The 13,063-nt window shown below is 54.4% G+C and carries 10 protein-coding genes; 9 read left to right on the top strand and 1 reads right to left on the bottom strand.

The genetic code is table 11. The features are described 5' to 3' along the window. Window positions 1-143 precede the first annotated feature (143 nt). The 4 genes from JFL75_RS01040 to gap all read left to right on the top strand — a co-directional run bounded on the left by JFL75_RS01040 (window position 144) and on the right by gap (window position 5,873). Window positions 144-782, top strand: a complete 639-nt coding sequence (locus tag JFL75_RS01040; RefSeq protein ID WP_223292739.1) for a TP0733 family outer membrane beta-barrel protein — start codon at window positions 144-146, stop codon at window positions 780-782. 11 nt (window positions 783-793) lie between these two features. Beyond that, a complete protein-coding gene (locus JFL75_RS01035; protein ID WP_215624845.1) occupies window positions 794-1,939 on the top strand; it encodes a hypothetical protein in 1,146 nt (381 codons plus the stop codon). A gap of 36 nt (window positions 1,940-1,975) precedes the next feature. Beyond that, window positions 1,976-4,252: an AAA family ATPase gene (locus tag JFL75_RS01030; protein WP_215624844.1), complete on the top strand. Its 2,277-nt coding sequence runs from the start codon at window positions 1,976-1,978 to the stop codon at window positions 4,250-4,252. Between the two features lie 187 nt (window positions 4,253-4,439). Next, on the top strand, window positions 4,440-5,873 hold the full coding sequence (gene gap / locus JFL75_RS01025) for a type I glyceraldehyde-3-phosphate dehydrogenase (protein WP_215624843.1): 1,434 nt from the start codon (window positions 4,440-4,442) through the stop codon (window positions 5,871-5,873). A 54-nt stretch (window positions 5,874-5,927) separates the two neighbouring features. Here gap and JFL75_RS01020 read toward each other — a convergent pair whose 3' ends face one another. Then, a complete protein-coding gene (locus JFL75_RS01020) occupies window positions 5,928-7,337 on the bottom strand; it encodes an MATE family efflux transporter (protein WP_223292738.1) in 1,410 nt (469 codons plus the stop codon). Between the two features lie 193 nt (window positions 7,338-7,530). Between JFL75_RS01020 and JFL75_RS01015 the strand changes: the two genes are divergently transcribed. From JFL75_RS01015 to fliD, 5 genes are all read left to right on the top strand, one after another. Beyond that, entirely contained in the window at window positions 7,531-7,932 is a 402-nt protein-coding gene (locus JFL75_RS01015; RefSeq protein WP_215624842.1) for a hypothetical protein, read from the top strand. Window positions 7,933-8,165: 233 nt separating this feature from the next. Next, window positions 8,166-9,026 (top strand): flagellin N-terminal helical domain-containing protein, encoded by an 861-nt coding sequence (locus JFL75_RS01010; RefSeq protein ID WP_215624841.1) that lies wholly within the window; start codon window positions 8,166-8,168, stop codon window positions 9,024-9,026. A gap of 344 nt (window positions 9,027-9,370) precedes the next feature. Next, on the top strand, window positions 9,371-10,225 hold the full coding sequence (locus tag JFL75_RS01005; RefSeq protein ID WP_215624840.1) for a flagellin N-terminal helical domain-containing protein: 855 nt from the start codon (window positions 9,371-9,373) through the stop codon (window positions 10,223-10,225). Between the two features lie 358 nt (window positions 10,226-10,583). Next, entirely contained in the window at window positions 10,584-10,955 is a 372-nt protein-coding gene (locus JFL75_RS01000; RefSeq protein ID WP_215624839.1) for a flagellar protein FlaG, read from the top strand. 17 nt (window positions 10,956-10,972) lie between these two features. Then, entirely contained in the window at window positions 10,973-13,012 is a 2,040-nt protein-coding gene (gene fliD / locus JFL75_RS00995; RefSeq protein ID WP_215624838.1) for a flagellar filament capping protein FliD, read from the top strand. The last annotated feature ends 51 nt before the right edge of the window (window positions 13,013-13,063 follow it).

Below are 13,063 nucleotides of genomic sequence, written 5' to 3'. Positions count from 1 at the left end.
TAAGTGTTTCTGATGTAAGGGATTAGTTACTTCCGTACATCAGAAACTTACAGTTAAGGACTCTAAAATCGAAACCTTCCCGATGTAATTGAAAAGGTGCGGAGCATCAGATATAGTAAAGAAAACAGAATAGGAGTATTTGCATGACCATGCGAAGGGCGGCTTCTCTTTTTTTGACGCTGCTGTTTTTAGCGACAACACTTCCTGTCTTTGCGCAGGAATCCGATTCTCCGGGATCGGATGACGACAGCGGCCCTCTGGAATCGGATTGGTCGGTGGTTCAAACGCCCATGTACAACCGGGGCGACCAGATTTTCGGTATTTCCCTTGGGATAATCCTGCCGCTTTTCTTTGTAGGCGATTCCGGAACTTTAGATAACAACGTGAGCCTCGGCGGAACCGGTACCTTGTCGTACGATTACTTTTTTTCCTCCCGCTTTGCCGTGGGAGGGGAAATATCCGGTATGTTCTCCAGTACCCTGGGTGAAAACATGCTCTATATTGTCCCCATCGGTATCCGGGCGACGTACCAGTTTACGCTGTATTCCTTTGAATTTCCCCTCACCCTCGCGGCGGGGGTTGCACCCCAGAAATACCTCGACCGGGGATATTTCGGAATGTACATAAAGCCCTCGGCGGGGGTGTTCTGGCGCTTTAACAGCGACTGGTCATTCGGGCTCAATACCACTTGGTGGTATGTACCGCAGTGGACAAGCAACAAAGAAGAAAATGTACACGGCAATTTCCTGACCATCACCGTGGGCGCCAGATACCATTTTTAAGGAAAAAACTTATGATCCGACGAATAATTCATACACATAAGAAAACGGCATCCCCCCGCCTGCCGGGAGCGCGGTTCCTGATCCTGGCCTGCATAGCCGTTCTTTGTTTTGCGGCGTGCGGGCAGAATCCTATTTTTTATGAAATTTCAAATGAGGTTGAACCCAAGGAACCGCTCATTAAGGGCGCCCCTTCCCAGATTGTGGAATTCCAATCAAAACTCTACGTCGGAAGAAAAAACCTCTATGTATATGAAGACATAGGAAACGGGAAACCGGAATGGACTAAGATGGATGTTAAACCCGAAGGGGAAGTCCATGATATTGCGACCACAGGTTCACATTTATACGCGTTGACTATGGATGGTTCCGATTACCGGTCCACAAAACTGTGGAAGTCCGCCGATGCCCAGACGTGGGTTGCCCTGGCCAATACCACCGAGTATTCGGTGCTGCAGGGAGCCTACGCGGCAGGGGGGGTGCTGTTTATCGGAGCCCGGAACACCGGAAACAACGACCATGCCATTCTGTACGACAACGGAACATCCCTGGTTCCGATTAAAACAGGATTAGGCTCCAACGGCCGCCTTACCGGAGCCGCCATAGAAGGACCAAATTTGTACATCTCGATCCTTGATGCGGGTATCTTTTCAGCCACCAGCGCAGCCGGTCTGGCAGCGGCCCAGGCTATTGACGGTTCAGATATAAGTCAACTGATTACCGGGATTATAAACGTACAAGGTACGATTCTTGCGGTTACCAACGATGAAAAAATATACGCGGGAACCACCGCGGGGTTCTCGCAAAAAATCAGCAAAGGCGACATGAAGTTTACCGGAGCCCTTGCCCTCTGGGAAAAGAACGGAACGCATCTGCTGCTTCTGGGAATTGATTACCAAAGCGGTTCTTACACCTACGGTTACCGCGAGATGCTTCTTACCAGTACCGGGGAATTGTCGGATTATACTTTACGGGAACCCGGCGAGGATGCATCCACGGTTACCAACAGATCCCGGTACCGGTCGACCCTGGGCCGGCACGTGGTACGGAGCCTTATGCAGACCCCCTTCGCCATCGATCCCGAACAGACGCTCTTTGCCTCAACCCAGAAAGACGGGCTCTGGTCGTACCGGGATGAAGAATGGAATGCTGAGGAATAACCCTTCGGCGGGCGGCTCTCCGGGCCGGCGGACAGGATGAGTGAACTCTTCAGCGCCCAGGGTTCGGGGCCGCCCCAGGGGCCCCTGGCGGACCGGATGCGGCCAAGAACCCTGGATGACGTAATAGGCCAGGACCACATTGTCGGCCCCGGGAGACTCCTCCGGCGGGCAATCCAGGCGGATCGGCTCTCATCGGTAATTTTCTACGGCCCCCCGGGAACGGGCAAAACAAGCCTGGCCCGGGTAATCGCCAACACCACCAGGGGATATTTCGAAAGCCTCAACGCGGTCCTCGCGGGAATCAAGGATATTCGGGAAGCCATAGACCGTTCCGACGAACGGCAGCGGCTCTACGGCAAGCGGACTATCCTGTTTGTGGATGAGGTCCACCGCTGGAACAAAGCCCAGCAGGACGCACTGCTTCCCTGGGTGGAAAACGGTACCGTAATCCTCGTCGGAGCGACCACGGAAAACCCTTTTTTTGAAGTAAACCGGGCCCTGGTAAGCCGGAGCCGGATTTTTCAGCTGAAACCCCTAGCTTCCGCGGATCTGCTGGAGACCGCCCTCAGGACGTTAGCCGACGCGGAACGGGGATATGGAAAATGGAAGGTTATCTTTGCCCCGGGAGCTCTGGAGCATCTGGTGGAAGTCGCCGGAGGCGACGCCAGAAGCCTGCTCAACGCCCTGGAACTGGCGGTAGAAACCAGTCCGCAGTCGTGGCCGCCCCCGGAGGGTTCGGAAATCGCCGTGTCCTTTGAGGCCGCCGAGGAAAGCATCCAGCGCCGGGCGGTGCTGTATGACCGGGACGGGGATTACCATTTCGATACCATAAGCGCGTTTATCAAAAGCATCCGGGGAAGCGACCCCGACGCCGCCCTGTACTGGCTCGCGAAAATGGTCCGCGCCGGGGAAGATCCTTCATTTATCTTCCGGCGTATGATAATCCTCGCCGGCGAAGACGTGGGCATGGCGGACCCCAATGCCATTACGGTGGTTATTTCCTGCGCCGAAGCCTTTGAGCGGATCGGATTCCCCGAGGGTAATTTTCCCCTGGCCCACGCCGTGCTGTACCTGGCCACGGCGCCGAAGTCCAACACCGCCATGGCGTTCTTTGACGCGTTGAAGGAAGTGGACCGGGAGGACGCGGAAGTCCCGAACCATCTCAGGGACGCCAGCCGCGACAAGGAAGGGTTCGGCCACGGAGACGGTTATGTATACCCCCACGCCTACCGCGATCATTGGGCCGCCCAGCAGTACCTCCCCTCCGCCCTGCGGGGCAAGGCATTTTATATTCCCTCGGTGGTGGGATACGAGGGGAAAATCCGGGATGAGGTTCTCAGAAAACGGGAACTCCAGGCAGCCACGGTTCTGGGCGATACCCGGGCGGACGGTGAGTTCCTTTCCTGGTCCGCGTCGTCAAAGGGAAAGGAAGGCTGGTTCAAACGGCTTGAATCGGGACGAAGCGGCCTGCTCCTCTCCGACCGCGACGCGGTTATAAACAAGTGCCCCATTGTGCGGCACCACAGAATCCTTATTCCTGCGGCCAATGACGGCCTGCTGCTCTGGGAAGCCCTCCGGCGCACCCCCGAGGGCCTGACCGCGGCCATGGTGGACAGCGAAACCGCCAGGGATGCCCTCCTCCGGTACGCCGCGGTTCTCGACCAGACGGAACAGCCCGAAATCGCGGTTTACCCGGGAACCGGCCTGCCCCTGCCGGATGAAGCGGCGGAGTGGTTTTCTTCCGGAACCTTTGACCGGATTCTCGCCCGGGAACCCTGGCGGAAAGGATTCGGCACGGATACTCCCGGGGAAGTTTTTTCTGAATTTGCCCTCCGGGCGAAGAAACTGCTTTCCGGGGAAGGAGCGGTGGTCATCCTCAAATCGCCGCCCCGGCTCGGGGAACGGATTTCCCGGATTCTCCGGAGCGAAGGCAGCCTTGACGAGGATACCGCCGCATTGCTCAGGGAAGCGGAGGATGCCTTTTTCGGCGCCGCCGGACCGGCGGAGGAAGCCGATGAAACCGGAGGCGCCCGCCGCTGGACCTGGGAACCGGAAGACCTGGCGTCGGCGTTCCGGACTGCCGGCTTTGAAACCGCAGTGGAACTCATTGACCAGAAAGAAGAACGCCTCCTGGGAGAACGGGATCTTTCGCTGTGGTTCGACACGGAGAAATCAAGCTGGGGTTCCTTTATACATAAAAAAATAGGCAGCGCCGCTTTTGAAAAAATAAAAAAAGCCCTGGAAGAACGGGCGAAACAGGGTCCCATTCTCTGGCAGTGGAAAAGCGCGCTAATTTCGGGGTCCATGGGCTGATTTTCCTGCAAATTTAATATTTTAATTACAGAATTAATAAAAAACCCATTGAATTACTCATAAATATAGTATTTTTTTCTCAAAAAACTGCAAACAGATAAAAACTGTTCTATACTTGAATTATGGGACGTGTTTGTTTTTCACGATCCCAATATTATTAAAAACCTAAAGTAAAAGAGGTAATTACATGGCAGTACGAGTAGCAATCAATGGATTCGGCCGTATCGGACGGCTGGCTTTCAGACAGATGTTCGGTGCCAAGGGTTATGAGATTGTGGCAATCAACGATATAACCAAGCCCGAAATGCTGGCGTATCTTTTAAAATACGATACGACCCAGGGCAAGTACCAGTATGCAAATACGGTAAAGGCCGGCCCCGATTCCATTACCGTCCGTGGCAAGAAAATTAAAATTTACGCCGAAACGGACGCAGCAAAACTTCCGTGGAAAAAACACAGCGTGGACGTGGTCCTGGAATGCACCGGATTCTACACGTCAAAAGACAAAGCCCAGGCCCATATAAAAGCCGGGGCAAAAAAAGTCGTGATTTCCGCTCCCGCCGGGGATAACCTTCCCACGGTGGTATTCGGGGTAAATGAAAGGATTCTGAAATCCACGGACACGATTATCTCCACCGCGTCCTGCACTACCAACTGTCTGGCCCTCATGGCCGACGCGCTGAACAAATACGCGCCCATTCAGAGCGGCATCATGGTAACGGTCCACGCCTATACCGGGGAACAGTCAATCCTCGACGCGCCCAACCGCAAGGGCGTATTCCGCCGGTCCCGGGCAGGGGCGGCCAATATCGCGCCGGTAGCCACCGGAGCCGCCAAGGCAATCGGCCTGGTTATCCCAGAGATAAACGGAAAGCTCACCGGAGCCGCCCAGCGTGTCCCGGTTCCCACCGGATCGACCACCATCCTTGTAGCGGCGGTGAAAGGCAAGAATATCACCACCAAGAGCATCAATGAGTGGATGAAGAAGAAGGCATCGAAAAATTACGGATACAATGATGAGGAAATCGTATCCTCCGACATTGTCGGGATGACCTTCGGATCGCTCTTTGACGCCACCCAAACCCTGGTTCTTCCCCTGGGGAACGACCTGTTCCAGGTCCAGACCGTCGCGTGGTACGACAATGAGTCGTCCTACACCACCCAGATGGTCAAAACCATCAAGTATTTTGCCGAACTGAAACCCGGAGCCGCAAAGGCCCCCGCGGCAAAGGGCGGCAAAAAACCGGTAACCGCTAAAGACAGCGCCATGAAGAAGGCCGGCACGGCCAAAAAACCGGCGGCTAAAAAGCCCGCCGCGAAAAAACCGTCTCCCGCGGCGAAACCGAAGCCGGCGGCGGCTAAAAAACCGGCGCCCAAAAAACCCGCCGCGAAAAAAGCGGTCCCAGCGGCTAAAGCGAAGCCGGCGGCAGCTAAGAAACCGGCGGCCAAAAAGCCCGCCGCGAAAAAACCGTCTCCCGCCGCTAAAGCGAAGCCGGCGGCGGCTAAAAAACCTATGACGGCCAAACCCGCCGCCCGCAAGCCGGCGGCTAAAAACGCCCAGAAACCGATGAGTATTGTCAACACCGGCCCGAGAAGGCCCCTGATAAATATTCCTAAATAACTGTCCGGAAAACCGGGAAAGCGGCTGTTTTCCCGGTTACCCTTCAAAAACCCGCTACGGGCGGCTTTCCGGATAAATAGGGGTCTCGGCCCAGTCCGGAGAAAGGTGCCTGACTTCCTTATTGTAAACCTTCCTCAGAAACACGGCGGAAAGACAGACCGACGCTATCTCCGCAATCGGAAAAGACCACCACACGAGACGGAGCCCTCCGATTTCGGACAGGATAAACGCCGCGGGCAGGAGCACCACCAGCTGACGGGCAATAGATACGAACATACTGAGCTTGCTGTTGAACAGCGCCTGCAGCACTGTGCTGGTTATAATGCAGAATCCAGCGCCGATAAAGCTGATGCTGATAACCCGAAGCGCCCGTACCCCTATTTCAATCATCGTGTCAGAAGCGTTAAACAGCGCCAGCAGCCGGGCGGGAAATATCTGGAAAATCAGGAATCCCAAGACCATGATAGCCGTGGCATAGGCAAACCCGCAGATAATACTCTTTTTTATCCGGTCTTTTTTCCGCGCCCCGAAATTGTAGGCGATAATCGGCACCAGCCCGTTGTTTATGCCGAAAACCGGCATAAAGATAAAACTCTGGAGCTTATAGTACACCCCGAATACCGCGGCGGCGGTGGATGAGAGGGCCAGAAGTATTTTATTTACCCCGAAATTCATCACCGACCCGATACTGGCCATAATTATAGAGGGAACACCGACGGAATATATCCCTTTGATCGTGAAAAGATTGGGCCTGAACCCTTTCAGGCTGATCCGTATATCGTGGTTAAAACGCAGGTTGAAAATAATTGACAGGGCCATGGCGATCCACTGCCCTATTACCGTGGCCAGGGCAGCGCCCTTAACGCCCAGGGCGGGAAACCCGAAGAGGCCGAAAATAAAAATCGGATCCAGGATTATATTGATAATTGCCCCGGTTCCCTGGGTAAGCATGGTATAAAAGGACCTTCCGGTGGCCTGGAGAAGCCGGTCAAAGGTTATCTGCCCGAAAACCCCGAATCCCGCCACGGTAATGATAAACAGATAGTCAAACCCGTAATCAACGATCGGGCCGATATCGGTCTGAATGGCAAAAAACCACCGGGAACCTATGAGTCCGAACACTAAGAACAGGAGATAGCTCAGGAAACCGAGAAAAATCCCGTTGTTGGCGGTCCGGTTGGCCTCCTTGAAGTTTTTTTCCCCCAGGCTTTTGGACAGCAGCGCGTTGATCCCCACCCCGGTGCCGGTGGCGATGGCAATCATGGCATTCTGGATGGGAAATGCCAGGGAAACCGCCGTAAGGGCGTCCTCGCCCAGGCGGGCAACAAAAAGGCTGTCCACAATATTATACAGAGCCTGGATTACCATGGCCACAACCATGGGGAGAGACATGGATATAAGCAGCCGGTTAACCGGCATGGTCCCCATTTTATTTTCTGTCGGCCGTACTTCCGTTGTGTCCATGGTAAAATTCCTCTTAAACATTCAATTTCTTGTGTATCCGGAATCGTTATCCGGGAGATTATACGATTCGCCGGTATTTTTCGGTTTTTTTGAAGATTTCGCAGCTATTTGAGCATAATTGAAAATAGCGGAAAATTATGTATATATTATTTTACCTGGCTTGTCAAAGCCTTTCGTGGTATAGTATAGACCTATGGAACCAGTTCAGGATCTGGCATGGCGGGCGCAGCTCGTCCTGGGAACCCTGGAACGGTTCGAGCTTAACTCCTGGGCTGTGGCAGCGGTTGGACCGGAAAAAGGTCTCCCTCACGCGGAAAACACCCTCTTTAGGGCGCAGAAAAGCGCTGAACACCGGAATTCACCCTTTTCAACCTGCCGATACCGGCTGCTCTTCTTCCCCAAGGGAAAAACGGAACCGGTTTATACCATAAATATGGAAAGTTCCATCCTGGGAGACTGGATTCTGGCGGAACAGTACGGAAAAAACCATCGTATACTGGAACACCTCCGGGGACCGCTGAATTACGAAGGATTCAGGATAAAAGCGCTGGAAAAGGCCCTGGAAAAACTGGATATTACGGAAATGGAAAAATAATCAAAAAGAATGAAAAAAAGCTAAAGAATTAACGGCTATATGCCGAAAAACTAACTGTGTAGGTATCTTCACCGGGAAAAAAGGCGGCCGCGGACCCCTCTTTTCCGGAACCGGGGGTAGTTTTCTCCGGGAAGATACACCGCACAACCCAGGCAGCAATGCCTACTGCGGAAGCACGGATGCTTCCGCCGGACGCACGGATGTGTCCGGAAACAGTTATCAAGGAGGATGACATGATCATCAACCACAACCTGAGCGCTATGTTCGCAGACAGGTCCCTCAAGGTGACCCAGAGCCACCTTACCAAGTCCATGGAAAAGCTTTCCTCCGGACTCCGTATCAACCGTGCCGGCGATGACGCTTCAGGACTCGCGGTCTCCGAAAAAATGCGGAGCCAGATCCGGGGGTTAAACCAGGCATCGGCCAACGCCGCAAACGGTATCTCCTTCATCCAGACCTCAGAAGGCTATCTCCAGGAAACCCAGGATATCATCCAGAGAATCCGGGAACTGGCGGTACAGGCTTCCAACGGTATCTACTCCGATGAAGACCGGATGCAGATCCAGGTTGAAGTTTCCCAGCTTGTCGACGAAGTCGACCGGATCGCGAGCCATGCCCAGTTCAATGGCATGAACATGCTCACCGGCCGCTTTGCCCGGCCCACCGGCGAAAACATGGTTACCGGTTCTATGTGGTTCCATATCGGCGCCAACATGGACCAGCGGGAACAGGTATTTATCCATACCATGACTTCCGCGGGCCTCGGTATCCGCAATGTCGGTGACCAGACCTTCGTTTCACTGGAAACGCCGGAAGAAGCAAACCGGGCAATCGGTGTGCTTGATACGGCCCTGAAGATCATCAACAAGCAGCGGGCGGACCTCGGCGCGTACCAGAACCGTCTGGAACACGCCATTGTCGGTCTCGATGTGGGCGCGGAGAACATGCAGGCATCCGAATCGAGGATCAGGGATACCAATATGGCCAACCAGATGGTTGAGTACATGCGGGATCAGATTCTTGTCCAGTCCGGGACTGCCATGCTTGCCCAGGCAAACCAAAGATCAACGTCGGTCTTGCAACTTCTCCAGTAGGCGGTTACACTATAATAGCCTGATACCATGGTTTTTCCGCGGTATCGATATTATATTTGTAATATCAGCAAGCGTGAAGAAATTGTACTTTGTACAATTTCTTCGGAGGGAGTTATCGTATTGAAAAATACGGTAACTTCCCAGGTTCTTTGACAAAAACCCTCTACGGGTAAGCACGGCGGTGCGGATTGTTCATTGGGCGGGGTCTCCCCTTCCCGATCGACAGTCCGTTCCGTTTCGGGAAATCCGGCAGGATCGGCGCGAACGTCCTGCCGGGTGAACCGGTCGTGCGGTTCGGGCGGCTGCTACGGACAGCGGCCGCTTACCTGTGCAAGGAGGGTTATATGATCATTAATCACAACATGAGCGCCATGTATGCCAATCGTCAGCTTGGTGTAACGTCGGCCGATGTAGCGAAAAGCATTGAACGCTTAAGCTCCGGCCAGCGGATAAACCGTGCGGGCGATGATGCTTCCGGGCTCGCGGTCTCCGAAAAAATGCGGAGCCAGATCCGGGGGCTTAATCAGGCCGAGCGTAATATTCAGAATGGTGTGTCTTTTATTCAGGCAACGGAAGGGTATCTTCAGGAAACCCAGGATATTCTGCACCGTTTACGGGAATTGGCAGTACAGTCCGCCAACGGTATCTATACCGATGAAGACCGTATGCAGATTCAGGTTGAAGTCTCTCAGCTGATTGACGAAGTAAACCGGATCGCGAGCCACGCCCAATTTAATGGGATGAATATGCTGACTGGTGCGTTTGCCCAGGATTCCGCGGTCAATAGAGTCATGCAGTTCCAGATCGGCGCCAATATGGACCAGAACGAACAGGTCTTTATCGGCACCATGACCGCTATGGCTCTTGGCCTTCAGAGCGCTCAGGGCGAAGATGGTAGTTTAACTATTGCTACCCCCGAATCGGCTAATCAGGCGATCGGTTCTATTGACTCTGCCTTACGGCAGGTCTCCAAACAGCGGGCCGACCTCGGCGCGTATCAGAACCGGTTTGAAATGGCCGCCCAGGGTGTTGCCATTGCTGCTGAAAACATGCAGGCAGCCGAATCCCGGATCAGGGATGCGGATATGGCGTCGGAAATGGTTAACTACACCAGGGATCAGATTCTGTCCCAGGCTGGAACGGCTATGTTGGCCCAGGCTAATACCCGCACCCAGTCCGTACTGAGTCTGCTTGGCTAAGCTTTTGTACGCGTACTGAGAGACTTCTGGACGTCGTCTTTTGGAACGCAGGACGAGGAAGTCGCGCCCTTCCCCGTCCTTTTTTTTGAAAAACCGGAAGAATTTCGGCCTGATCCCGCTGAAATTCCGCCGTTTTCCGCGGTTCATCAGGAATTCGCGGAAAAGACATAATACATAGGTCATAAAAATGGTATTTTTACGGCTTATTTGTTGTATATTGGATTCCGGGAGGCCGGCAGAACCTTCCGGGCGGGATTATCCAGAATTGAAAAAAGTCCGCCGGCACGGATGCAGGCGGGAATAACAGGAGCTTCATGGGCAGACAGCCGGATCGTCCGTGAATTACAGGGAGGTACCCATGGGTATGCCAATTACCGGTGTCGGAAACGGATTTCCGTACCAGGAACTCCCGCAAGACCGGGGATCTGTGAAAACGCAGGTTCAGTCGGCGGAGGCTCGCGCTGCCGCCAGAGAAACATTTGTAGCAACATTACCGGGAGAGCGGGAAGCGGTAGATATCAAGACTACCACCGCGGATCTTGAGAGAATCAGTCTTGCTTTCAACAGAAAGCTGAAATTCGTCGTAGATCATGAATCACACCAGGTTACGGTCAAGGTGATCGATCCTGAAACCGATAAGGTAATTAAAGTGCTGCCGCCGGAGGAATTACAGCGGCTTCATTTTAAGCTTAAGGAAACCATAGGTTTTCTGTTCGACGAACAGGTATAAGGTGAAGAAAGCGGTTCATGTCCGATATTTACGTTCCCGGAGTAAAAAGCCGGTTTAATACAGAAAAACTCGTTGAGGATCTCATGAAGGTCGAACGTATCCCCCGGGACAGGGCGGAACAGACCGTAGAGAACCTCCAAACCGAAAAAACCTACTGGCAGGATGTCGGGCGCCGGATGACTTCTCTCAGGGAAAGCTCCCGGCTCCTGTATTCCTTTCAGAATCCCTTCAACGACCGGGTCGTTTTTTCTTCCGATGATTCAATACTTAGCGGAACCGCCGCCCGGGACGCGGTGGAGCAGGAACGCAGCTTTATTGTCAAACAGGTCGCGGCGGCTGACCGTTTTCTTTCCACTCCTTTGGATGAGAATTACCGGATCGAGGAAGGCCGCTACAGTTTTACCGTCGGGGAAGATGAAATTGCATTTAACTTCCGCGGGGGATCCCTCAAGGATTTTACCGAGGCTCTCAACCGGCGGGGAAGGGATAAACTAAAAGCCAGCATCATTACGGTGGAACCGGGGACCCGGTCCCTGCTGGTGGAATCCCTGGTTACCGGAGCGGGAAACCGTCTCGGCTTCTCCGAAGCCGCCGAAACCCTGGCCCTGGCAACGGGCATGGTGGACAAGGTTGACGATTCACGGCGGGATATCGCCCTGTCCCCCGCGTCCGTCCGGGGAAGATCCGGGGATGTCAACAGTTCCCTGGTTTCGGTTCTGGACGGAACCCTCCAGGTCGCCGCCGGCGGCGAAGCCCGGATTACCCTGGGCCAGCCCATACAGGCCGCTGGGGCATTAACCATAAGCTTTGAAACCGCAACCAAAACCAAAACCGACGCGGATCTGACCACCGCCGGACCGCCGCCGGGACCTGCCGTTCCCTCCGCGGGATCGGCAAGCTACGGCGGTATTACCGTTGAAAATGACCCTTCCAGTGTCCCCATGCCGCAGTGGACGCCTCCGGAGCCGCCAAAACGGGTCGACGACCTGGGGGTGCTGCTCCTGACGTTCTCCGACGGCACCAGCGCCGCCCTGCCCCCTGTGCGGGACTCGGAAAATTTCAATACCTATCAGTACCGGCTCGGTGATATCGCCGGGTCCAGGACCATTGTTTCCATGGATCTGGTAAACAACAATACCCACCGGGATATTTCCATCCGGAACGTCCGGATTTTCGATCCCGACGCGAACGACGGATTCCGCCCGCGGAACGCCGTTTCCGTCGCCCAGGACGCGATAATTTCCATGGAAGGTATTGAAGTAAAGCGGCCGACCAATACCATTGACGATCTCATTCCCGGAGTTACCCTCACGGCGAAGACAGCCTCCGACCGGCAGGTCCGGCTCGGGGTTGAACCGGACCGGGACTCCATCAAGGAAGCCATCATTGACCTGGTGGGTAATTACAACCGGCTCATGGCGGATATCAATGTACTGACCAGAAACGACGACCGGGTAATCCAGGAACTGACCTACCTTACCCGGGAAGAGCAGGATGAAATGCGGGAACGCCTGGGGTCGTTTTCCGGGGATTCAACTTTGAACCAGTTCCGGAACAACCTCCAGCGTATTGCCTCCGCCCCCTACCCCACTTCGGCGGACCGGGAATTATCCATGCTTGCCCAGATCGGTATCGGTACCGATGTCCGGCGCTCCGGCGCCAGCAGCGGATACGACGCGTCCCGGCTCCGGGGATATCTGGAAATAGACGAAAAGGCCCTCGATGCCGCCCTCCAGACCAAGCTGCCCGCAATACAGCAGCTGTTCGGGTACGATACCGACGGCGACCTGATTATTGATTCCGGGATTGCCCACGCGGTGGATACCCTGGCCCGGCCCTTTGTGGAAACCGGGGGGATTATTTCCCTCAAAACAGGAACCATTGATTCCCGCATTAGCCAGGAACAGCGCCGCATAGAAACCCTGGACCGGCAGCTTGCCAACAAGGAAGACACCCTCAAACGCCAGTACGGCCAGATGGAAGGCGCCTATAACCGTATGGAACAAACGGCGACATCCCTGGACCAGTTCAGCCGCAGGGCTAATAATAATAATTAAGGCCCTTTTTAAGGGAACGGGAATACTCCGCCGCGGATTCGCCTGCGGCGG

The sequence above is a fragment of the Breznakiella homolactica genome (genome assembly GCF_016616095.2).
GTDB classification, from domain to species: Bacteria; Spirochaetota; Spirochaetia; order Treponematales; family Breznakiellaceae; genus Breznakiella; species Breznakiella homolactica.
Note: the sequence above shows the minus strand (reverse complement) of the source record. Positions and strands in the feature narration are given on the sequence as shown.

Bases quoted from the DNA above. Each gene is read 5' to 3' on its own strand.
- JFL75_RS01010 (WP_215624841.1), top strand. From the start codon at position 8,166: ATGATCATCAACCACAACCTGAGCGCTATGTTCGCAGACAGGTCCCTC.
- fliD (WP_215624838.1), top strand. From the start codon at position 10,973: ATGTCCGATATTTACGTTCCCGGAGTAAAAAGCCGGTTTAATACAGAA.
- gap (WP_215624843.1), top strand. From the start codon at position 4,440: ATGGCAGTACGAGTAGCAATCAATGGATTCGGCCGTATCGGACGGCTG.
- JFL75_RS01015 (WP_215624842.1), top strand. From the start codon at position 7,531: ATGGAACCAGTTCAGGATCTGGCATGGCGGGCGCAGCTCGTCCTGGGA.
- JFL75_RS01020 (WP_223292738.1), bottom strand. From the start codon at position 7,337: ATGGACACAACGGAAGTACGGCCGACAGAAAATAAAATGGGGACCATG.
- JFL75_RS01030 (WP_215624844.1), top strand. From the start codon at position 1,976: ATGAGTGAACTCTTCAGCGCCCAGGGTTCGGGGCCGCCCCAGGGGCCC.
- JFL75_RS01000 (WP_215624839.1), top strand. From the start codon at position 10,584: ATGGGTATGCCAATTACCGGTGTCGGAAACGGATTTCCGTACCAGGAA.
- JFL75_RS01005 (WP_215624840.1), top strand. From the start codon at position 9,371: ATGATCATTAATCACAACATGAGCGCCATGTATGCCAATCGTCAGCTT.
- JFL75_RS01040 (WP_223292739.1), top strand. From the start codon at position 144: ATGACCATGCGAAGGGCGGCTTCTCTTTTTTTGACGCTGCTGTTTTTA.
- JFL75_RS01035 (WP_215624845.1), top strand. From the start codon at position 794: ATGATCCGACGAATAATTCATACACATAAGAAAACGGCATCCCCCCGC.